Origin of the sequence: Colwellia sp. 6_MG-2023 (assembly GCF_030547765.1) — a bacterium.
Taxonomy (GTDB): Bacteria; Pseudomonadota; Gammaproteobacteria; order Enterobacterales; family Alteromonadaceae; genus Colwellia.
Genome location: NZ_JAUOPP010000038.1, coordinates 1 through 24,192, shown reverse-complemented (window position 1 = coordinate 24,192; position 24,192 = coordinate 1). Strand labels below are relative to the sequence as shown.

The 24,192-nt window shown below is 36.2% G+C and carries 17 protein-coding genes; 3 read left to right on the top strand and 14 right to left on the bottom strand.

Translation table 11 applies throughout. The annotated features are described in order from the left end of the window. Positions 1–283 precede the first annotated feature (283 nt). Positions 284–1,030, bottom strand: a complete 747-nt coding sequence (locus Q4503_RS18000; RefSeq protein ID WP_303603104.1) for an AsmA family protein — start codon at positions 1,028–1,030, stop codon at positions 284–286. 234 nt (positions 1,031–1,264) lie between these two features. Here Q4503_RS18000 and Q4503_RS17995 point away from each other — a divergent pair, with 234 nt between their 5' ends. Next, positions 1,265–1,975 carry a DUF642 domain-containing protein gene (locus tag Q4503_RS17995; RefSeq protein WP_303603103.1) on the top strand — a complete coding sequence of 237 codons (711 nt, stop codon included), beginning with the start codon at positions 1,265–1,267 and terminating at the stop codon, positions 1,973–1,975. An 83-nt stretch (positions 1,976–2,058) separates the two neighbouring features. On the opposite strand, the gene Q4503_RS17990 is transcribed toward Q4503_RS17995, so the two are convergent. The 7 genes from Q4503_RS17990 to Q4503_RS17960 all read right to left on the bottom strand — a co-directional run bounded on the left by Q4503_RS17990 (position 2,059) and on the right by Q4503_RS17960 (position 11,201). Next, positions 2,059–3,219 carry an AraC family transcriptional regulator gene (locus Q4503_RS17990; protein WP_303603102.1) on the bottom strand — a complete coding sequence of 387 codons (1,161 nt, stop codon included), beginning with the start codon at positions 3,217–3,219 and terminating at the stop codon, positions 2,059–2,061. Positions 3,220–3,431: 212 nt separating this feature from the next. Then, positions 3,432–4,556, bottom strand: a complete 1,125-nt coding sequence (locus tag Q4503_RS17985; RefSeq protein WP_303603101.1) for a DUF3083 family protein — start codon at positions 4,554–4,556, stop codon at positions 3,432–3,434. Between the two features lie 256 nt (positions 4,557–4,812). Beyond that, positions 4,813–5,673, bottom strand: coding sequence for a PA4780 family RIO1-like protein kinase (locus Q4503_RS17980; protein WP_303603100.1), 861 nt, complete (start codon positions 5,671–5,673; stop codon positions 4,813–4,815). A 4-nt stretch (positions 5,674–5,677) separates the two neighbouring features. Beyond that, positions 5,678–7,282 carry an ABC-F family ATPase gene (locus tag Q4503_RS17975; protein ID WP_215972517.1) on the bottom strand — a complete coding sequence of 535 codons (1,605 nt, stop codon included), beginning with the start codon at positions 7,280–7,282 and terminating at the stop codon, positions 5,678–5,680. Between the two features lie 201 nt (positions 7,283–7,483). Then, the gene (locus Q4503_RS17970) at positions 7,484–8,152 is read right to left on the bottom strand and encodes a DsbA family protein (protein WP_215972518.1); all 669 of its coding nucleotides are present in this window, start codon (positions 8,150–8,152) and stop codon (positions 7,484–7,486) included. Between the two features lie 101 nt (positions 8,153–8,253). Next, positions 8,254–10,197, bottom strand: a complete 1,944-nt coding sequence (locus Q4503_RS17965; protein ID WP_303603099.1) for an AsmA family protein — start codon at positions 10,195–10,197, stop codon at positions 8,254–8,256. Positions 10,198–10,379: 182 nt separating this feature from the next. Continuing rightward, entirely contained in the window at positions 10,380–11,201 is an 822-nt protein-coding gene (locus tag Q4503_RS17960; RefSeq protein WP_303603098.1) for a zinc-dependent peptidase, read from the bottom strand. A gap of 245 nt (positions 11,202–11,446) precedes the next feature. On the opposite strand from Q4503_RS17960, the gene Q4503_RS17955 reads away from it, so the two are divergent. Beyond that, a complete protein-coding gene (locus Q4503_RS17955) occupies positions 11,447–12,064 on the top strand; it encodes a hypothetical protein (RefSeq protein WP_215972521.1) in 618 nt (205 codons plus the stop codon). A 77-nt stretch (positions 12,065–12,141) separates the two neighbouring features. On the opposite strand, the gene Q4503_RS17950 is transcribed toward Q4503_RS17955, so the two are convergent. The 6 genes from Q4503_RS17950 to Q4503_RS17925 form a co-directional block, all read right to left on the bottom strand. Continuing rightward, positions 12,142–13,086: a sugar kinase gene (locus tag Q4503_RS17950; protein WP_303603097.1), complete on the bottom strand. Its 945-nt coding sequence runs from the start codon at positions 13,084–13,086 to the stop codon at positions 12,142–12,144. Positions 13,087–13,170: 84 nt separating this feature from the next. Further along, positions 13,171–14,469 carry an MFS transporter gene (locus Q4503_RS17945; protein ID WP_215972523.1) on the bottom strand — a complete coding sequence of 433 codons (1,299 nt, stop codon included), beginning with the start codon at positions 14,467–14,469 and terminating at the stop codon, positions 13,171–13,173. Positions 14,470–14,471: 2 nt separating this feature from the next. Then, entirely contained in the window at positions 14,472–14,867 is a 396-nt protein-coding gene (locus Q4503_RS17940; RefSeq protein WP_159821326.1) for a cupin domain-containing protein, read from the bottom strand. A gap of 12 nt (positions 14,868–14,879) precedes the next feature. Beyond that, positions 14,880–17,072, bottom strand: coding sequence for a heparinase II/III family protein (locus tag Q4503_RS17935; RefSeq protein ID WP_303603105.1), 2,193 nt, complete (start codon positions 17,070–17,072; stop codon positions 14,880–14,882). A 72-nt stretch (positions 17,073–17,144) separates the two neighbouring features. Next, positions 17,145–19,409 carry a polysaccharide lyase 6 family protein gene (locus tag Q4503_RS17930; RefSeq protein WP_252727429.1) on the bottom strand — a complete coding sequence of 755 codons (2,265 nt, stop codon included), beginning with the start codon at positions 19,407–19,409 and terminating at the stop codon, positions 17,145–17,147. A gap of 94 nt (positions 19,410–19,503) precedes the next feature. Next, positions 19,504–22,797 carry a TonB-dependent receptor gene (locus Q4503_RS17925; protein ID WP_215972525.1) on the bottom strand — a complete coding sequence of 1,098 codons (3,294 nt, stop codon included), beginning with the start codon at positions 22,795–22,797 and terminating at the stop codon, positions 19,504–19,506. A 341-nt stretch (positions 22,798–23,138) separates the two neighbouring features. Between Q4503_RS17925 and Q4503_RS17920 the strand changes: the two genes are divergently transcribed. Then, positions 23,139–23,873 carry a FadR/GntR family transcriptional regulator gene (locus tag Q4503_RS17920; RefSeq protein WP_215972526.1) on the top strand — a complete coding sequence of 245 codons (735 nt, stop codon included), beginning with the start codon at positions 23,139–23,141 and terminating at the stop codon, positions 23,871–23,873. The last annotated feature ends 319 nt before the right edge of the window (positions 23,874–24,192 follow it).

The following is a 24,192-nucleotide window of genomic DNA, read 5'->3' as shown; positions in this document are numbered from 1 at the left end:
AAGTAGTAAGGAGAGAGTCTTATCACTCTGTCATCGGGAGTGGGCTAATGTGAACAGCTAATTATCGGAATTGGTATAATCAATTCTTGCGTAGGACGTTTTCTGTATTTGGCGAATAAATTCGACCCTACGGTGGTGATAATCAATTATTTCGTAGGACGTTTTTGTAGGGGCGACTTCAGTCGCCTGTTCACAATACACCTCAATAACATCGGTATTATATCCCCATTATTTAAAGAATTATTGTCTTTATAAAATAATAAGCCTGGGATAAATGACTAGTTTAACCATTAAGCTTATCAAGAAGTCCGCCAAGCTTTTCTTTAGCTTTCTCTTTTATTTTATCTTTAGCTTCTTCTTTTAATATATCCGCTTGCTCTGCCTTAGCTTGCTGCCAAATAGATGATAACGCTTGTTTTACCAATTCAGCACCTAACTGACTGGCCGGCATACCAGATTCACCGCCAATATTACTTAACTGAATATCAGCTAATATTGCTTGGTGTGATTTATTACCAAGTTTTGTCAAATCAACCGTTAAAGAAACTCCCGCTAAGACAAATTTATTTACTCGAATTATTGGTTCAGCTTGCTCTGATTCTGACTCTACTGCAGTATTATCACTTGCAGTATTTTTCTTAATAGCCTCTAATAAATCTTTAATATTAGCATTACCATTTTCGGTAAACTCTACAACGGCTTCAGGCTTATCAATAATAATTTGATCAATAACAATAAGATCTGTCCCTAAACTTTTCAGGTTAATGTCTAAGGTTATCTCATTTAAAGAAAAAACTGAGGGAGCACTATAACTTGACGGATTAGCTAACACTAAGCCATTAATGGTACCAGCCCCTTTTAATAACTTCATGTCAACTCGATTAACGGTTACTGATTGTTCCGTCACGTCTGAGCCTACCTGCTCAATTTTTGTTTTAATTAACGCATTAATCGCATCACCGCTTAAAAAGATAAAAGCGCCACCCGCAATTAACACCAAAACACCTACCAATAAAATCAATTTTTTCATAACTTAAACACTCTTACATAATAATAATTAAACAAATGATAACTTATGAGATAAAGAACATTCAATCAATCTCTGTCTAACCAAGATTAATTAAATTCAGTATAAGTCATAGCTAAAGTAGAGCAAGCAGCTTAATTATCATATTTTAAACAATTGGACAGTTAAGCCATATTTTCAATATTTATACTTCTCTATACTGACTACATCAATCAACGCCAACGAGATAATAACGCTATGTCTAAATTTATAAATAAAATAGTATTAACACTTTCTTTTACTTGTTTAACTTCACTTGCAAATGCGTCATTAATTACTAATGGTAGTTTTGAGCAAACAACTTATGATGATAACTCTGTCGTGTCGGGCACTATTTTCAATACCGATTTACATACATACGATAGCGCTAATGGCATATGGGATGTCTTTTCTAGTTTACCAGGATGGACCACTTCCGGTGGCAGTGGCATAGAGTTACAAAAAGGTATCATTAGCCAATCACAAGATGGTTCAAATCACGTAGAGCTAGATTCACATGCAGGTACCTCTAATTCAGTTATGACCCAAACCATCAATGCATTAACAGTAGGTCAAAATTATCTATTAGAATTTTATTACAAGCCTAGAACCAATATTCTTAATGACAATGGTATTAATGTGTTTTGGTATGACGCCGCTAAAGACTTTAGTATAGATATTGATGCTGTTTTAGTTGCCGACAGTACGGTAAGTTTAACACCTGATTGGGCCCTACAATCTATATTGTTTACAGCAGAAGCTGAGTCAATGAATTTAAGTTTTGGCTCTTCTGGTATACAAAATACATTAGGTGGTTTAATCGACAATGTATCTTTAAAACAATCAACAGCTGTGCCTGAGCCATCTATGATCGCTCTTTTTTTAACAGCACTTGCTTTCTTAGTAGTACGTAAACAAAAAGCAAGTTAAAACGCGAATTTTATGACTTTCTCAGTGAATAGCACCCCCTTCTGTCTATTGACTGAGGAAGCTCATAATCTTAAATAAACACACTATAAAGAACAATCAAATACTTGTTCTTTAATATCAGCAAAACCTTTAATATTTAATAGTTCCGCCTTGTCTGACAGCTCACTAAAGTCTTCATGGCCAGTTGCAGAGAAATACAAACACGACAACATAAATAATACCAATTCATCTTGCTCACTTCGCTTTCCATTTACCTGACTAATTTTTTCTATATGGTTTAGTTGTTTAACTAAACTGACATCAATATGCCACATTGACAACATTAATGATGATGACGAGTAAATACTAATCTGCATTAACTCCCTAAGATGACAGTTAAGCGACTGTAGATCAGAAATACCACGCAAGGAATACAGCATCAATTCATGTTTATAGGCACTTTTATGCGCAAGTAAAAATACGCCTAGCAGGGCAAACGTTAATACTTGCTCTGTTAAAGGGATATCAAATTCAACTGCTGAGCTTAACGACTTACGAATAAGTTGAAAAAACTTAGGCGCAATTAAAAATATTTCGCTGTATTGCTCAATAATAATAGGATCTACATTATCTTGTAACGCGTCCTTCACCGCATAAATAATGGCAACATTAATAACCGTATTAATACCTAAATTTCGACTAACAGCTTCAGAAAGGTTATTAGGTGTTTTTCCGTATATCGCTTTACTGGCAAGACCCATAATACGAGCAGAAAAAATAGCATCTTTACTAACAATTTCTACCGTTTTTTGAACATCCAGCTCATCACTTTCTTTTGTATCCAGCAACTCCTTACAACTACTTGACATTGGAGGGATATCTTCCGCAATCTCTATCAGTTTTTTATGACAACTACAGTCATTATCAACTAACGATACTACTCGGAATTGCGATGGCGTTACGCCAAATTTTTGCCGAAAAGCACGCTCAAAAGTAGCTCGTTCGGAATAACCCAACTTAATAGCTAAATCATCAATCTTAATTTTTTTCGTTAACAAAGTGCTTACGCAAAGTTCATTCAAAAACTTACTCTGGATAAGTTTATAGCTCGTCTCTTCTTGGGCAAGTTTACGGCGAAAAGAGGTCATACTCATTGCCAGTAATGAGGAGCATTGTTCTAATGTTAGCGAGGCTGGTACCTCACTCTCATCTAATAAAGTATTAACAGCTTTTGTTAAGGGGAGCGAGTGTTCTAATTCATTCATCTCGTACGGCATCTATAATTTAACGATAAATGGTGTGTAATACACTCTACGTTGGATAGTCATAAAAAGCAAAAACCCAGTGTTTAAATAAAACACTGGGTTAAATGATACTAGTAATGCACATAGATTAATTAAGTCTAGTTATTAATCAACTCTAGTAATTAATAAGTTATAGCAATTAATAAATTATGGCAGTTATAGTTTAATGATGATTACACTTGCAACATAAGATGCTGATGTATACGAATCATAATATCGTCGCTTTCTTTTTTCCAATTAACTTCATCGGCAAAAGCTTTTACTGCGTTAATCGCTTGGTTAACAAATTTACCATAATTATTATGGGTTTCATCACTTTTATCGGCAATAAAAACAATACGCAAGGTATCAACTAATTTATCTGCGTCCCAGTGTATACAGAAACGAGTTTCTGAATTATTGGGGTTAATACCAATAGAAATTAACTCACCTCTAATTTCTGCGACTTCACTTTCATCGTAACGTACAAAAGGAGAAACACCGTTAGCAATAAGTGCCGCTTGATTAATTTTGTTGTTATTACATGAGTTTTTAAAAGCTTGTTCAATTTTTTGATAAAGCTCAGTGAAAGGCGAGTCAGACAAATAATCAATATCTGTTCCTTTCAATAAACGACGTGCCATAGGTATACTGGCAATCGCATAAGTAATGGAGGTATGGTTGCTATCAATATTTTGATTTTGACTTTCATAGCGTTCTGCTATTTCTCTGAAGGTATGGCTAAGGGTATTACTAGCGCCTTTTTCTTTTGCAAACACGTCAAAGGTTAAATGCTGATGATCGCGTAATTTAATTTCATTTTCGGGTAAGCCAAGGGTAGTAGAAATTTCTTTCACCGCCTGATAAACAGTATTATGAAATTTACCTGCATTACTTCTTAGTTCTTCACCTGTTGCTAAAAATAATACTTTTATCTTTCTTACTCGCACTGCACCGTCGTAATAACCTTTAAAAGTGCTGTTATGCTGCGGACAATAAAAGAAATATGATTGCTGCTCGGTATGTAATACTCTCTGCTCACCACTATATCTTACGCGTACTAAGCGATTGTTTGCGACAAAGTTAACATGTGATAAATCATATTTTTCAACAACACCAAAAATTTTATGAGATAACGTTTGGTAAAAACGTTGATAGGGTTTCGCTAACGTTTCATCAATTGTGCCGCTAATTTTCTCAATTAAGCTATCTGTCAGCGGTATTTCAGCTAAGATATATTGATTATCACGTGAATCATTTGGTAAATAAACGCGCTCGCCGGCACGATGTTTTTTTAAAATAGATGAAGCTCTTCTCATTTTTCCTCCCCAACACACTAATAATAGTAAAGCACATCAAAAATCTAACGTTTTCTTGTGCTTTCCTTCCTTTACTTGTTTATTTTTCTGTCATTATCATACAATAAAAAATAATACTAATGTTACTTTTGTTGTTAAATTACTCCAAAAATATAAATAATATCGGCAGGTATAGTAAGACGTATCATTGATAATACGTCTTGATATGTTCAGTCTGATGTTCTATTGATTGCTTTATACTAATGATTACTACAAATTACTCATCAACTTCATTTGCTTCAGCTATCCGTTGTATACGATCTTGCTCTTCAAGAAACGCCGCTTTTATTTCTTCTATTACATTATCCACATCAGCAGACACTTCGCTTTCTTGAAATAGTCCCGTTAGCTGGGTCTCAAATGTTAATTCACCGCTTTCATATAAAGCCCACATTTCTTGTGCATACTTACTTAATAATAACTCTGGAGCAAATTGACCATAATAATTAGTCATGTTTTCTACATCACGTATTAACATGGCTTTAGCATTATTATTTGCCGACGCATCTACCGCTTGTGGTAAATCAATAATCACCGGACCATATTCATCAACTAAGACATTAAACTCTGATAAATCACCATGAACAATACCAGCACATAACATGCGTAAAACATAAATCATCACTAATTGATGGTCTTCAATCGCTTGCTCTTTTGACATAACCACATCATTTAATCGTGGTGCTACATCACCAGCTTCATCAGTGATAAGCTCCATCAACAAAACCCCATCAAAACAACCGAAAGGGTGTGGCACCCTAACACCAGCTTCTGCCAATGTGTAGAGTGCATCAACTTCAGCATTTTGCCATGCTTCTTCTTGTTGGTTACGACCGTACTTAGAGCCTTTTTCCATAGCTCTAGCACGTCTACTGTTCCGACTTTTCCTGCCTTCTTGGTATTGAGCTGCTTTTTTAAAACTACGTTTATTAGCTTCTTTATAAACTTTAGCACAGCGAATTTCATCGCCACAACGCACCATGAAAACAGTCGCTTCTTTACCACTCATTAACTGACTAATAACTTCGTCTACTAAGCCATCATCAACAAGTGGCTGAATACGCTTGGGAGTTTTCAAAACCTTAAGCAACCTTTTGATTATTTAACTGGTTAGCAAGGTACTCGTCTAAAGAACCTTCAAAACTAACTAATTTTTTATCTTTAATATCGATAATACGTGTTGCCAAACTTGAAACAAATTCACGGTCATGGCTAACAAAAATTAACGTACCTTCAAAATCTTTTAACGCATTATTTAATGCATCAATCGCTTCAATGTCCATATGGTTAGTAGGCTCATCCATAATCAGTACATTAATATCAGCCATCATCAATTTACCAAATAACAAACGATTTTTTTCACCACCAGAACAGTTACGTGCTTTTTTATTTGCGTCATCATCAGTAAATAACATGCGACCTAACATACCACGTACACTTAAATCGTTATGACAAGGCCTACGCCACTGCGACATCCAATCCATTAATGTTAAGTCATTATCAAAAAATGAGCTACTATCTTGCGGGCAATAACCTACAGAAGCATTTTCAGACCATTTAACAACGCCTTCTTTTTGCGCTAATTCACCCATTAAACAGCGCAATAACGTAGTTTTTCCTACGCCGTTTTCACCAATAATAGCTAATTTAGCACCGGCTTCTAATAATAAATTACCGTTACTAAATAAATTTTCACCTTCAAAACCATGAGCTAACTCTTCAAGTTCTAACGCTTGACGGTGCATTTTTTTACCTGGAGCAAAAGCTATTTTAGGCGTTATACGACTTGATGACTTAACATCATCTAACTTTATTTTATCCATCTTCTTAGCACGAGAACTTGCTTGCTTCGCTTTTGACGCGTTAGCACCAAAACGGTTAACAAAGTCTTGTAATTCAGCTATTTCAGCTGCTTTTTTATCATTACCTGATAATAACTGTTCACGTAATAAGCTAGACTGCTCTAAGAAGAATTCATAATTACCTGGATAAATACGTAATTCACCATAATCAATATCAGCCATGTGCGTGCATACTGAATTAAGAAAGTGACGATCATGTGAAATAATAATCATAGTACATTTACGTTTGTTTAATTCACCTTCTAACCAGCTAATGGTATGAATATCCAAGTTGTTGGTTGGCTCATCAAGTAACAAAATATCAGGGTTTGCGAACAATGCTTGAGCAAGTAATACACGTAACTTCCAACCTGGCGCAACTTGTTGCATCGAGCCAAAATGGAAAGACTCTTCAATTCCAGCTTCTAATAAAATTTCACCCGCACGACTTTCAGCAGTGTAACCATCCATTTCGGCAAATTCACTCTCTAATTCGCCAGCGCGCATACCGTCTGCTTCGCTCATTTCAGCTTGTGCGTAAATAGCATCTCTTTCTTGTTTTACTTTCCATAAAGGAGCGTCACCCATGATTACAGTATCAATTACGTTGTTTTCTTCAAAAGCAAACTGATCTTGTCCCAAAGTGCTTACTTTGTGGCCAGTGCTCACAGACACATTACCAGAGCTTGGCGTTAACTCACCACTTAATATTTTCATAAAAGTAGATTTTCCGCAGCCATTTGCACCAATTAAACCGTAGCGGTTACCATTGCCAAATTTAGCCGATATGTTTTCAAATAAAGGCTCTGCGCCAAATTGCATTGTAATGTTAGATGTAGTGATCAAAAGAAGTTCCTAGGTAGTGCCAACAGAGATAGAATGCCGATTAAAATAACAAGCAGAGTCCAAATAATAAGGTCGCGTATTATACAGCAATATCCTTGCAGTCTATACACTATATTGAATTTAATTGGTTGTTTTTTCGCCTTCGCACTCAAAAATGACTTTATTTTCATTTTTATTGTTAAATCAAAGGCGAATCCCCTATTAAGCAAGCACGTTATTAATCGTTGCTAAAGTGGCGTGATAGTCTTGATAATTAATAGGAACCTGATATCGCGCACCACCATATTCAAGTACAAGCGAAGGAAAACCTTGATTGGTTAATGTTCTCGCAAACTGAATTTGATTGAGTAAAGTTTGCTGAGTTTCTTCTGATTGGAAATCTCGCGTAAAACGCGATAAATCAAAGGAAATTATTGACGATTTACCGTCTCTAGTGCCTCCTTTTGTGGGTAACTCTTGTAAAGATAACTCCCTTGCTAAATCTATTAAAATATCACTATCTGAAGGATTTAAAGCTCGTAAATAATACCCTTTTTGGATCGCTTCAATCATTTGCAATTGATAGCCTTGATTATGCGCAGCAATAACCGCTCGACAAGCATTATATGTAGAGCGACGCGGCGTATTATTTCGCCAAAAATCAAAATTAAACTCAGTGCCCAATTTTTTTTCAATGGTGTGCCAATGCGCTTCAATCATCTTTTGCTGCTCAGCAGGCATTGGCGTGTTAGAGTCTGGCGCTAAGCCGCCAACAACATATTCTACTTGAATGGATTCAGGTAAATTAAGCTTCAAAGCGTTCCAAACTGGACGATATCCCCAACACCAACTACACATTGGATCGTGAATATAATATAAGATAGTGTTCATTGTTGTGCTCATAACAGCTTAATACCAAATTGATTGTGTGATTATTCACTTACAGCAAAAGCGTTATAATTAGGGTTAGTGCTGTAAGTGAAAATAGATAATTAACCAAATAACTTGTTTAGTTTATCTTTAACTTTATCTTTAACTTTGTCTTTTACCTTCTCTTTTGCTTCTGAACTAATATCAGGGCGTACTTTCACATCATGAAATGGGCCAGAAATTTTAATCGGGATTTTAATACCTGAACTTGAGTCTTGTGCCGCTTGTCCTTGAACAGAGGCCACCATTTCAGTAATAACTTGCATGCTAACTTTGGTGTTTGGTAAATCAATATCACCCGTACCTGACACGCGAATAAAAGGATTGTTTAAGGATAAACTCTCGGTCTTAGCTATCCCGTCAGTTAATATAAAATCTCCTTGTAACGCCGCAAAATCAGTTTTTTCTGCATTACTAAAATCGCTATCTAAACTGACCGCGGCTAAGTTACCCGACATAATATTTGTCGCACTTTTAGCAATCGCGGCTAAGTTAACACCTTTCACAGCACCGTCAATAAAACTAAAATTAAGTTCACCATTAAGCTGGTTAATAAAATCTCGCTGACTAACGCCTTTAGTAGATAAATTCCAAGCTAATTGCCCTTTACCTAATAACTTATCAAAACCAATTGCATCGGTAAGTAATGGCTCTGCATTGATATTTGCTAATTCGAATTTAGTGGAGATTTGATAAGGTTTTTTATTCGCTAAAACTTCTATCACACCTGAGCCTTGTCCTTGATATCCTTGAAAGTCTATTAGGTTAATGGTCGCTTTTGCGTTATGTGTTTTAACCGATAACTTATTCTCACCTAACTTGATATCTTGTACAAAAAGTTGACGCGATTGAATCGTTATATCGCTATTAATTAAACCTAAGGCAGATAAGTCAATCTCACTGTCATCCCACACTAAGGGTTCACTCTTAACTTCGACTGTATCATTAGTAGTCGTCGCTTGTTCAGCTAAGGTGCTTTCAGGCAAGTATGGGTTAAGGTCTAATATACCTAAATCAATAGCCCCATTAACTGTTAAGGGCTCAGATAATGTTATATCAACCAATCCGGTAAAAGCTAATTTATCAAGCTCAACCGCGATATCATTTAGCGTGAGCTTATTACTAGCAAAATGCATACTGGTCGCTAAAGAGAATTGATTAAATGCCTCTTCTTTAGCTGCCAATGGCATACCTTGCCACTGTAATAAGGCTTTAACTGAATCACCTGCAATTGATAGTTTTCCGCTAATATCCTGACCTTGTGCTTTTATTTCACCTTCATAGTTCACATTGGCAAGCTCAGATAATAACGCCAGTTTAATGGTAAATGGTTGGTTATTAATCGCTTTAGCAGGTGTGGTTATACTTGATTCAAGTTCAAATACTTTATCCATATAGCGAACACTACCTGATAAATTAAGCGGCTGCCTTAAAGAAGGTAATAATACCGCCAGATCTAGCTGATCAATTGTTTGTGTTGTATTATTTTGATGATCTACCATAGTGAGCTTACCACCTTGAACTTCAACTTGCCCAAGGCTAATATCAAAATTGTCAGGCAATGCAACGTCTGTAGTCTGCTCTTTGCTTACACTTGGTTCACTCGCATTATTATCAGCAATATCAAATTGCCAATTAGCTTTTCCTTTCGCTGATGTTTCTAACAAAATATTAGGATTAACAATAACAAACTTATCTACATTTAGTTCCCCAGAGAATATTGATAGCCAAGGTATATGAATATTTAACTGGTCAAGTGTTGCCATATCAGGTCTTGATCCCTCAGGAGCATTAGCAAAACGTACATCATTAAGCACCATAGATAATGACGGGAAGAAACTTAATGATTTTTCTCCATCTACTGACAAAGTACGACCCGTTGATTCTTCTACTTTTATACTCACTTGTTTAACAATATCTTCTGTCGATATTAGTTGTGTCGCAGCTACAACTAATAAAACCATAATAGCTATAATGATGGTTATTATTTTTATAAATATTCGCATAATTTATATAATTCTCGCTGAGTTAGAAATAAATTTAATCAAATTGCTACTACTATAGTAAACATGTGTATGGAAGTCAGCGATTAAAATGAAATAAAGTATTACGATTAATTTAAGCATTAATTATTAAATAGTTATCTTCTGAATCTAGTAAGCTTCTTAACAATGTATTGTAAAAACGATTACCAGTGGATAGGATCTACTTGATAATACTGCTTTAATTGTTGGTATAGTTTTGGATGCTCAGCATGGAACTGTTGCGCTTTTTCAAAAAACACTTCACTGGCCACAGCAAAAAATTCTGCGGGATTTGTTGCGCCATAATAATCAAAAAGTGAAGGCGTACCAGTGGCTACATTGCTTTTCAATTGCTCAAATTGTGCCGAAAAAACATCAGACCAACACTGGTAATTTTGACCTTTTTCTAGAATAGGAGCACCATTCGCACGGCCATTTTCTTGATCTAATTGATGTGCAAATTCATGAATCACAACGTTATGACCATCATCAGGTACTTTGGCACCATCAAGAGTATCTTGCCAAGATAGAACAACTTTACCGTAGTCCCATGACTCACCCGCTAACACTGTTTTTTGCGTAAATTGTACGCCACTCGCATCTTTACTTTGTTGATTTTTAACAAAAGCACGAGGGTAAACAAGTATTGTTTGTAGTTTAGGATAAAAATTAGTTTTTCTATTAAGTAACAATAAACAAGCTTGAGCTGCAACCGTTACTCTGATCTCATCTGTTATTTGAACGCCATTACAGCCAATAAAGTTTTTTTCAGCTAAAAACACCTGAATATGTTGCTTAAGTTGTAACTGCAAGTCAGCAGGCATCTGTCTGAAATAAGGCATTCTTTTCTGGATGATTTTTCGCCACTCTTTTTTAAATGGCATGCTAGCTATTCTACTACGTTGATAATTGCGCCAATAAGGTTTACCAACTGAGTAACCTATAAGCAAGACACCAATAAAGATTGGTAATAAATAAGACAACATAATAAAAAGTCAATGAATGGTTTTATTATGAGATTGGTACAAAAGAGCTAAATATCAAGCAGACCAGTCATTAATTAAGTTTAATAATAAAGCTGCCCCTTAGTTTCAAGTTTGAAGTGCAACAATAATAAGGACTAATAAGTCGACAGTCATTCAGTGAGCAAAATCCCCCATTCAAAAGCACTTGTTGTTATAGAATCGATTCTTTATAGTAGCTCACTTGTATGAATTAAAAGGAATAAATTATGTTTATAAAATTAGGAAAATCATTACTAAAAGCGACGTTTACACTAGTATTAGTACAGCAAAGCGCTCTTGCCAATGTAACAGAAGCACCGCTTGTTTCAATCAAGTCTCATGATGACTATTTCACTAATATTAGCCAATATTGTGGACAAGCGTTTGAAGGAAAAGTGACTGAAGATAACTCAAACAGCGATAGTTTTGCCAATAAAAAACTCATTATGCATGTACGAAAATGTACTGATTCTCAGCTTCAAATACCATTTCATGTTGGCGACGACGCTTCAAGAACTTGGATTATCACGAAAACAGGTTCGGGTTTATCGTTAAAGCACGATCATCGTCACAAAGATGGCACTAATGATGTTTCAACCATGTATGGTGGTCATACAATAGACGCTGGTTGGGCTGAAGTGCAATCATTCCCTGCTGACCAATACTCTAAAGAGCTTTTTGTAAAGCAAGGTATTCCTCAATCAGTAGGTAATACATGGCAAATGTTTATTTATCCAAGCCAGTTTACGTATAGATTGATCAGGGATGGCAGAGAGTTTAGAGTCGATTTTGATTTAACTAAACCGGTCACTCCGCCTGCTGCACCTTGGGGCTATAAAGATTAATAATAGTTATAAAAAAACGGGGCTAAAATAAAATTATTTTAGCCCCGTTTCTTCACTGCAATCAATTATCGCCTGAGTTAGTTAAGCAAATCTGTAATGAACGCTTGATAAGCATTAGGCTCAACAATAGCACCATGATGCTGAATCACAAATGCAGCCGACTTAGAAGCAAGCTCTATCGCTTCACTAAGGCTTAAACCATTAGCTCTTGCGCCAAGGTAAACACCATTAAATGAATCACCAGCAGACGTTGTATCAACTACGTTATCAACAGGGGTGATAAAGAACTCATAAGCAAGATCGCCTAAATAACAAATAATCCCCATTTCACCATTTTTGATGATTAACTCATCAAACTGATACGGTTTACAAAAATCATAAACCTCTTGCGATGTTGTCATACCATAAAGTTGCTCAAAATCGTCAACTCCTGGCAATAAAACATCTGCTGCACTAAAAGCTAATTCAAATTGCTCTTTCGCTTGTGCAGGTGTATCCCACATTCTAGCTCGATAATTTGGATCAAAAACAATCTTAACATCGGCAGATTTTAATTTTTCTATCATAGACCAAAAATCAGCACGTGCTTCAGGTTCAACAACCGCTAAAGAAATACCTGAAAAGAAGAACATATCCCCTTCTGATAACTGGCTTATTGCTTGATCATCGATATGCTGCATAACCTGGCGAGCCGCAGAATCATTGCGCCAATAGGTAAAGCTGCGTTCACCTTTATCATCAAGTTGAATTGAATATAAGCCTGGTATTTTAGTTTCTGATTGAAAAACTAAATCCGTTCCAATTTGCTCATCTTCAAAATATTGAACCATTTTTTGGCTAAAATTATCTTTTCCAACAGCGGTTACCAAGTTTACTTTTATATCACTAAAAGTACGCTTTAAATAAACTGCTGTATTAAAAACATCACCGGCAAATGACTGTTTAATGGTACTTGATGACTTTTCTTGCGAAGCTGTCATCAGCTCAATCATACACTCACCGAATAAAAAAATGTTTTTCATTTATAAAGCCTTATTCTTATTTAAACTAAATTTATACTGATTCTCTTATTGGAATCAGTATAAATTAATTACTTAATAACTCAATTACTTATTGCTTTTAAGCGGTTCAATTTTTGGGATAAGAATCCAAACAGCAGCAATGGCAATAATCGCTAACGATGCACCAATAACAAATGCTGGGGTATAATTACCATCAGCCGTTAAAATAGGTACAAGAGCGGTTAATCCTAAAGCGCCTAACTTAGCTGCCATACCAGAGAAACCAGAAAGCGTACCAACGGCTTTTTTACCAAATAAGTCACTAGGCAGTGTTTGCACATTACCAATAGTTGTTTGGAAACCAAATAAAATTACAGCCATAATAATAACAGCCATCGTTGGTCCACCAGGATTAGCCATTGCTAACAATGCTGGTAACATAATTAGACAACCTAAAGTGATCGTCAATTTACGTGTCTTATCTGTAGTCCAGCCAGCCTTGATACGATTTTGCGCAAGAAGACCACCAAACCAAGCACCAAACATAGCACCAACGTACGGCACCCAACCATAGATACCAATAGATTTAACGTCCATGCCATAAACTTCATTCAAGTAAATAGGAATCCAAAAAACGAATAACCACCAAATAGGATCGATTGCTGCAGAAGCGATGATCACGCCCCAGCTTTCTTTACGAGAAAGTAATTCAGCTGTTGATGGGTTGTATTCGTTTTCATCACATATACCTTCAGAATCAACAGTTTTTTGACCTGTTAGAATATACTCGCGTTCTTCGTCAGTGATCCAAGGATGATTTTTTGGTGGCGCTTTCACTAATATTATCCAAGGAATAAGCCACAATAGACCGACTAAACCAATAACAACAAAAACCATCTGCCAACTAAAAAATACGGTTAAATAAGCAATTAAAGGAATAGCAATAATACCACCAATAGCGGCACCTGAATTAAAAATCCCCTGCGCTAAGGCACGTTCTTTAGTAGGAAACCAATCAGCATTACTTTTAGCTGCCCCTGGCCAGTTTCCTGCTTCAGCGACACCTAATATTGCACGGAAGATACTAAAACTAAGTACCCCTTGTGCCATAGCATGCGCGGCTGTTGCCAAAGACCAAATACCAATAGACAAGACAAAACCTAATCTTGTTCCTACCCAGTCAAATATTTTGCCAAAGATCGCTTGACCAAAAGCGTAAGATAAAATGAAAACAATAGATATGTTTGCATAAATTTGTTTACGCTCTAAAGCCGACTCATCAGGAAATAATTCCTCAACAATATCAGGCCATAACACACTAAGTGCTGAGCGATCGATATAATTAATTACTGTGGCTAGGGCAATTAAAGTAATTACCCACCAACGTAGGTTTTTTAATTTCATACCTATTTCCCTACCGGTTTGCTGTTGGCTTTTTCAATATCTAAATTATCAAATGTGCCTTCAGGTAAAAAATCTTCACGTGGCGGACTGAATGTATCAATCAAAATACCACCTGTAGGAGACGTTGCACCGTGATCATCGTAAGGTGCCATGAAACAACTATCACCCGCTTTTAATATCTTAGTTACACCATTAATATTAAAGTGAAATTCACCTTCAACAATATAAGTAACTTGTGAATGTCTATGAGCATGGTTGTAACCAATTGCGCCTTCAGCGAACCAAATTTTAACGGCCATTAATTCATGGTTATAACCTAACATTTGACGCTTTAGTCCACCGCCAATGTCTTCAATTTCTGCTTCATTACCAAATGTAAAAACTTCACCTTTGCTCATTTTTTTCCCCTACTATTTAATTTTTAATAATTCAAAACGGCCATTAAACTCATATTTTTTGCCGTTATATGTAAATGCATTTTTATGGTCTTTCTTTACTGTTTTAGCTGAATTGAACGCTAATAAGTAATGTCTGTTACCTGAAAAACCAATTTCAACAACATCAATATTGTTGTCTTTTTTATGTGATAATCTTTGAAGCTGACTTACCGCACCTATAGTGAACTCTTTCGATGGGTTATATTCTCCATGAGGCTCTAATACATTAACAAAAGTATGGTTGTTCGCTTTAACCTTACGGTTAATAAACGCATTTTCATTACGTAAATTAAAGAATGGGTCGTTCGCACCAATTTGAGTAAACATAAATGATGCATCACCATCCATAATAGATGAATTTGTATAGAATCGCCCATTATCATTTAACCAAGTAATTTGAGCTAGACCAGCTTTAGGTTGTGCTTGAGCTTTTAACCATAAGTGTTGATAGCCATTTTCTTTACCTAATGCAGGCAAACTGGTTAACTGAGTATTTAGATCAAAGTTAGTACTAATTAAATGACCTTTGTAATGTAAAGGTAGGTCGTACTGATGTTTATTCTTTGAGTTTACATCAAATATATCTACAACCAGTGATAAATCTTGAGCTTTATCACTCGGAATATTTATCAAAGCGATAGTACGTTTTAACGAGACGCCTTCATAAGCACTATCAATCAATGCTGAGCTAATAGTTACGTTATCATTCTTAGCAAAGAACACTAGTTCAGGGTGATTAGCATTACCCACTTCTGTCACACCATTGAAGTGTGATTTTTCATCAACAACAACAGTATTATGAGCAATAGTTTGTTTAGCCCAAGTTAGGTTTTCAGGTAAGTAACGACCACCATATTTAGCTTCAACGTTTAAGAAACGAGCTGCACCATAGTCTGAAACAATCTCTTCACCTCTATCGTAAAACTGCCAAGTTAACTTATCAAAATGACCGTGACCTAACCCTTGCGCAGCAGGCTTAAATAAAACAGCTTGTTCGCCACCGACATTTTGACGCATAATAACTAACGCACCATCATTACCGTCATTACCATCACCGAAGGCAACTGAATTAAATTTATATGGTTTTTCTAATTTATTATCAAGCGCTTGAGCAACTTTCAAACCGTCACCGGTTAATAAAATTTGATCTTGTTGTTTAGCAATATCAAGTAAACTTGCATCACCTGTTAAACCGTAAGCAACCGCAACACCATTCACTAACTCAATAGTGTCTATGCCTTTACTTTTAATTGCGTCATTAATAGGAAAAAACAATTTGTTATAACTTAGCTGTATCGTTGTATCAATTGCTTTTAATACGATTCCGTCTCGGTATTCAAATATTTTACGTTCAGGTTGATTGGTTTGTATTACTTTCGCAAAAGTAACAAACGGCATTAAGGCATAACGTTGATAATAAGGACCTTCATTGTAATAACCTTGTGGTGAGAACAACTCATCTAACTGCCTTAAAAAACCACCTGTTCCTGATTTATCTAAACCATAAAGCGCTTGTTCAACCCATTCTGGCTCGTCTAAAACATAACCTGTCATACCCACGGCCGTTGTAGTCCATGTACCGTGATTATGTACTTTGTTAAATGTTTCAGGTGAATCTACCGAAAGAAACTTTACGATAGGACGAAATAGTCCAGCTTCAATTTTTGCTTTTTCATCTGTTGATAACGTAGCCAAAATCAAATCGTAAGCTTGGCTGGTATAAACCAACCAAACAGCTTCATTTAAACTTTGCCAAAACAATTTACCTGGGTTTTGTTTACCTATTTTTCTTTTTGGATGTGGTGGTAACGTAGGGTATAGCTGTGCATAACCAAGTAACATATCACGCACATAATTAGCGTATTTTTTATCTTCTGTTAATTGATACATCACACCAGCATCATACATTAACTTGTAGTTTGTTTTATGACGCTCGTGGGTATAACCACCACCACCATCTTTTGGTAACGGTATCGTTATCTCTTGCTTTATTTGTTCATCCACAGAAGATTTTTTAGCGGTAAAAGTGCGCTTAAACTGCCCTTCTTGAGTAATAGCTGTACGCATTTTTTCAACATCAGCTGTAGTTATCACTAAGTTAGGACTTGTTTTGGCAATAGCTAACGAGTTAACACTAACACTTGCTAACACAACCAATGCTACCATCCAACTCTTCGACACAGACACTACTGGTCTTACATTTAATATTTTAGAAAATATAGACATAGGTTTCTCTTATTATAATTGCTTGTTATTAACTAACACTGCAGTATGTGGGCCTTTAGCGTGTAACTCTTGTACGCTAGGTGAAGTCGTGTTGTTAAACGTATTGGTTTTAATCAACGTTTTAGGTTCGCCAACAGTATGTTCAATAATAATAGGCGCTGAGTTTTTAAAAGTATTAGTGTCGATATTTACAACTTGTACGCCATGTAAATAAAGACTTGCAGCAGACTTATTACGTTTTCCTTTACCACTATTTTCTATCTTGTTGTTTGTCATTTCTAGGTGAGGACCAAATGTACTTTCATCAGTACCGCCACGATATAAGTTAACTAAAGCCCCATCGACATTTTTAAAGGTGTTATTCTTTAAAATGGCATACTCAGTGTTATAAATACCTAGGTCTTCAATTTCTTTATTTAAGCGAAGAATATCACCAGTAACCTGTGTAAAGTTATTATCGGTTAACTCAATATAGTCTGCAAAAGCACCTTTACCTGAATCAAAGAAATGAAATGAATGGTTAGTATCAAGTGCACTAATATTACTATTACGTAAAACAAAACGGTAATTATCAACCATACCCCATTTCTGCGTACGAATTAACGTATTACCTGCAGCATCAGGGCTATTCATGCCACTAATATTTAAGCCATCGAGTGTTAAACTACCGCCATTAGAAATTTGAAATAACGTTGAGCGCTGAAAAGTTATTGTTACTTTACCTTTATTTTTTGCTTTAATCGTTAACGTTTTATTTACGTCGATCATTTTTCTTACATCATACTGACCATCGGCCAATACAAGTACATCACCTTCATTGGCAACTAATACGGCATTAAATAAAGCATCAGCTTCATCTTTAACTTGTACGATTTTTCCTGAATCAAAAGCTACTAATGCTTCATTTTTAGCATACCAGCTAGGACCTGTTGCCGACTTTAACGTTGGTGTTAGAGACTTTTTAGCTCCTTTAGCCGCAAGTGCTTTATTGACAGGATAAAGTAAACCGTTGTCAGCACGTGCTAGTGCGATTTTTTCTTGTTTAACGCCTGATGCAATTTTTTCATCCACTAGGGTATTAGCAATATTCCCTTTAAAAGCAATACCACTTACATCATCAAATAACGTAAAAGGTTGTTGACCATTCTCATTGAAAATTAAGTTATTTTGCATTGTAGAGTTAATTGGTACTGCCGTTCTTTCTGCATCACTACCTGCTGCTAATTGCAAATGATCAACATTAATAAAACTGTTATTTTCTACTAGTGCATTATTCACTTGATGGTATCGATTAATCTTAGAGTTAGGAACACCATTCATTACCGTAAAACCACTACCAAAGCGATAACCAGTTAAGCCTTCAAGGTAATTATTTCTAACAATTTGATTTTTATTAATGACACGAATACCGCCAGTATGATCAACACCATTACCAAAAAACACGTTTTCTTCAATTAAGTTACCATCACCATGACGTAGCGTTAATGTCCCTCTTGATTCAAAAAACACGTTATTACGAATCGTGTTTTGTGCTGATTTAATTGAGATAATTTCTACTTCACCATCACAGCGGTCAAAATAGTTATTTTCAACGACAGTAAATGAATTGGATAACGAATAATGGCTTGTACCGATACGTAATGTTTCACCACCATTAGAGCCAAAGATAGGGCGAGGACCAAAGTAATTGTGATCAATTTTATGATGGTTTTCTTGGCTTTCTTCGCTATCAAGACGTACAGCGACTGTTACACCTTTATTTTGTTTTCCTTCAAGGTGACTATGATCAAAACGATTGTGCTTACCGTACAAAGCTACCCAATAATCTGATTCACTTTTATCCGGATTGTTATAGTGGTCAATAACCACTTCACTTACACGTGAATGGTAGGCCAAGTTATCTTTAGTACTTCTAAATGCGATAACTGAGTTGCTTGGTGTATAACCATCTTTAAACACCAAACCTTTAACAACTAAATGCTTTCCCGCTAATCTCAAATTAGATTGACCAGTAAGAAAAACTTTACCTTTGGTTTCTGCTTTGAGCGTGATCGGTTCTTCTTTCGTTCCTTCACCTTCAAATAGAATTTCAAAATTATTCCAAGTACCATTAGACAAAATTATTTCATCACCTGGTGATAACTTATCAAGCGCACTTTTATATTCAACTTGCGATTTAACAACCCATGATTTCGCCATAATTTGTTGACAAAAAACAGTGCTTAAGATCACTAAAGTTGAAAAAATAACACGTGGGAAATGTTTAGACTTGTTCATAACTACCTCAAAAACTAGAGCTTAAAATGTAGAGTTCTCAATTACCTAACGCAAAGAGAACTCCATTTTTACTAGATATATTTATAGATTAGGCTTAAAAGCTTGCTTTTACGCCAAAGAAGAATTTACGACCAGAATAAGAATAATCAGAGACTGTTCCTGTTCCACGAGTCATAACTTGTGCTTCTTCTAACAAGTTTAGTGCTTTTAATGATACTGAGACATTGCTACTAATTTTATACTTAATAGCCGCATCTAAATAATCACTATCCTCGACCCAACGGTGACTTTTGTGAGGGAAAGGTAAATTATTTGGTTGGAAATAGCGTGAACGATATTTATACATTAAACGCATAGATAAGTTATCACCTTCCCAGTAGATTGAGCCTGATGCAACATTTTTAGAGAACCCCATAATGTTTGCATCTGGGCTAATTCCCCAGTTTGCCGGCTCTTCCGTTCTAAAGTCAGAAATGGCATGGTTCCACGCACCTTTTATACCAATACCACTAAGAACACCTGGTAATTCAGAGAAATGCTTTTGGAAGGTTAATTCAAAGCCTTTAATTGTCGATTCATCATCTGAGACTTGGTTTACGCTATAAGGGATCGACTGTGAATATTCTACTTCATTCGTTGTACCATCAGCACTTACAGTTGTTACTGTTGGTACACGGTTTTCTATCACTAAATTAGTGCCACCAGTAAAGTTCTTCCAGTAACCGGCTAAAGTAACAGCCATATCAAGACTTGGGTACCACTCTAACGATAAATCAAAGTTATTCGCGGTAAATGGTTTCATCATGTTACCTTGAGCTGTCGCACTAACTACTTGCTCGTCATAACCACCACATTGAGCACTCTCACTCGTATCTGCAGAGTTACAATCAGTAATTGTTTGACCTGCTGACATAGCATTCAAAGCAAAACGTGACATTGAACGATACGCTGCTGTTCTTAGTAACCACTCATCATTTAAATGAAAAGTAAGGTTTAAACTTGGTAACCACTCATCATATGAATCATCTAAAAACAACTGAGCCGTTTCGAAAGAATAGCTCCATTGCTCAACACCATCTTCATTAAATGTTTGCGTTAGAATTGGTTTTTCGCCCCAAGATTTAGAATCAGTATCTGTACGTACATAACGTACACCTACATTACCAGTTACCGGTAATCCTGCAAATTCAGTGTCTAAATTTGCCATCATGTATACAGCAGCGGTTTTTTCTGTAACATCAACTAACTGACCATCAATTTGATTCGGGTTTTCACCGATATCATAAAAGCCAACATCAGGATTATTGCCTTCAGGGGTATTAAAACCTACTTGCCCTAAATACGCACCGATTATACATTGAGAATCAAAAGTTAAGAAGTTACCTGCATCGGCAGCGCCACCTTCAGAGCCAAAGAAACCTTCAAGACTATGACCATTATCACCACAAGCTTGTGCTCTAGCAGTTGCTTCAGCATGCTCTTCAGGATATAAACTATCAAAGTCGTTATTAGCGCCATCTCTATCTACATGATCATCTGAATTCCAGTTATCATCAATAGGACGACGTTCTCCGGTATCGACTTCTAACGCGGTAGCTATTTCTGAATAATCATATAAATGCTCACTTGAATAACGAACGCCCATTTCTATAGATGAAATAACTTTGTAATCATCAAAAGAATATTGAGTATCGAACTTCACAGCCCAAATATCATCTTCACGCTCATCATTTTCACGGCCATACTCTAAATAAGCACCACCATCAGAGCCAACAAAGCTCGCCATATCACTGACGTCAAATGCAGCACCAGCATAATCGGTATTACGAACTAACTCACCACCTTCAGCTTTATAGAAGAAATTAGCATTTTCAATTTGCTCATTATCACCAAGATATAATTTAGGTACAGTGCCTCTTGAATCTAATGAATAAGCTGTTGTTGATTCATGACGGAACTTGGCACGTTGGCGTAAGCGGTAACGGTAAGATTTTGAATAAGAAGCATCAAACGATAATACTAAGTTGTCATTTGGTGTGAAATCAATATTAAGACCGTAACCATCGTATTTATCCACTTGATTACGATTTTCACCTTGTAGCGTTAACTTACCTTCGCCTTCTTCATAAAGTAAAGTGCCGTTATCGCCAATAATTAAGGTATCAACATTTAAATTTTTGCCACGCTCCTGGGCTAACTCCATACGATCTTCAGTATACTCTAAATGCGAGTATGCATAATCGAAGTTAATATCCCATTTATCATTAGGAACCCACTGAAAAGTACCAACGATATTACGACGTTCATCTTTATCAGTACCTGTACGCCAATATGAATCATCTGGAATAAAAAAGATTGAATCTGGATCAAATTTAGCTAAGTGATCTGCACCATTAACACCAAATCTTTCAGGATCAGCATTTGGACCTAAAGTTACCAAATCAGCTGAACGACCAGGACTTACCATAGAGTCATTATCAGGCAAGTTATTATTACTGCTATTTAAGTCACGATCACCACAACGCTCATTATCACCATTATTAGTGGTAAGCGGTGAACCATCTGCAGCCCTAAAGCTACAAGCAGCTAATGTTGAGCTTGTACCATAATTTTCTTCTGGGTTAGCAGAGTTACTTTCGACATAACCTAAACTAAAACCCATTGCTCCAAAAGAATCAGTTTCAAAGCTATGTACTGTTGAAATAGTGAACTTATTACCCCACGCTGACTGATTATCAGCCGCAGTATAATAGTCATTGTAATCAGCTTGTGCTTCTACCGTGGTTTTACTTTTTCCGTAATCGACTGCACGAAGAGAGCCAACATCGATAGTACCTGAAGTACCACCTTCAACTAAATTCGCTTGTTGCGATTTATAAATGGTAACTTTATCAACTAAATTAGACGGGAATTTTTTAAAATTAACAGCACGGCCAGCACCAGCATTAGTGATAGTACGACCATTGAAGGTTGAGTAGCCCCAATAAGAGCCTAAGCCACGAATTGAAATTTCATTTTGGCTACCTTTTAAACGGTGACCTGAAGCGCCTGATACATTTTCAATTACATCAGATAAAGAAAGACCAGGTAAATCACCAAAATCTGCAGCAGCAATAGCATCTACAATTGCCGAATTATGCTTTTTTTCACTAAGTGAACGCGTCATAGTTCCACGCATTCCTGTGACTTCAATCACCTCAATGTTAGCGGATTTCTTTGTGGCTTCAGCTGCGCTAGTAGCTTTATTTTGTTCTATTGCTTGAGCTTCTTCAGAAAAAGCTGGTGCACTAAGTAATGTCAGAAAAGCAGATGTAAGTAATGCGGCTTTCCCTCTGTTATTTACTATATTACTAGCTTTAAGAGCCGAGCTGATTTTATTTAATTCCACCTTTAATCTCCCCTAATGGCTTATTTGTTTCATGTGTTTTATTTTATAAGTTTTTGCTACTATTTTTTCTGATTATATTAGTTTGCAATCAATTTAAATATAACCAATTAACCACCTTTGTGTCAACCAGTTTACTTTACCAACTTAGCTTACCAATTTAATTACAAATATTAAAGCATGTAATACCAATATTATTAGTAACTTTCTCGCTTTTTTATACCAAAAATAACAAATACTGTTAAATAATTACCGATTTGCTTTTGCCAAAAGCCATATAAATCGCTATCATAATGGGACAGATAACTCTTATGAGTCATTATAATCTTTGTTAAGGAATCATTATGAGCAATCGCAGGCTGTTTTGGCGTATTGTCGAAAACATAGAAAAATCTATAGACTCGGGCACTTATTCTGCCGGAAGTCGTTTACCGCCAGAACGAGAACTCGCTCAAACTTTTGATGTTAGTAGACCAACTATCAGAGAAGCTATTATTGCGTTAGAAGTAAGAGGCCGTATTGAAGTAAAAACAGGATCCGGTGTTTATGTACTTGAGTCTGATAATATTGCTGGTGCTGCTGAAAAAGTAAATGCATTTGAGGTAACTCAAGCCCGTGCACTTATTGAAGGTGAAGTTGCTGCTATTGCCGCAACGACGATAACAGAACCTGAATTAAAACAGCTATATAAAACACTCGTTGATATGGAAAACGAGAAAAACATTGCTGCTGCTGATGAAGAATTTCACAGCATTATAGCGAAGAGTACTCGTAATGCTGCCATGATTTTATCAGTTAAAAATTTATGGGATCTACGCTCTTCTACACCTGCTATTATTGATGATTATAATAGTGTTTGTAGTCGCGATAATGAACAGACATTAGCTGAACATAAAGCTATTTATCATGCATTAGAATCAGGTAACTCAACAGAAGCACGCCAAGCAATGCATGGACATTTCAACCGTCTTATTAATACACTCTTTGATGCAGCTGAAACTAAAGCATTAGAAGAAATAAAGCGCAAAAACAGTGAGCAACGTGGCCTCTATTCGATACCTAACGCTGCCAGTATCTAAAGTATAATTTATCAGTTCTGCCGGTAATTACCTATGCCGGCAACTCTTTTCTCTCTTTATTTACCTTTGAAGTTTTAAACACGTCATTCCGTTGGTCACTTAATACGGAATCCCATGCGTGTGGTTGAATAGTACGTAGGATAGCGAATCCATACACTACGAAGCATAACGCTTGAGATCCTGAATCAAGTTCAGAATGACGACTGAAGTCGCCCCTACATTCACCCTACATACGCCCTAACAAAAAACATTGTTAGACGAAGGTGATCGACATCACCGTAGGGGCGAATTTATTCGCCTAATAAGAACAGGCGACTGA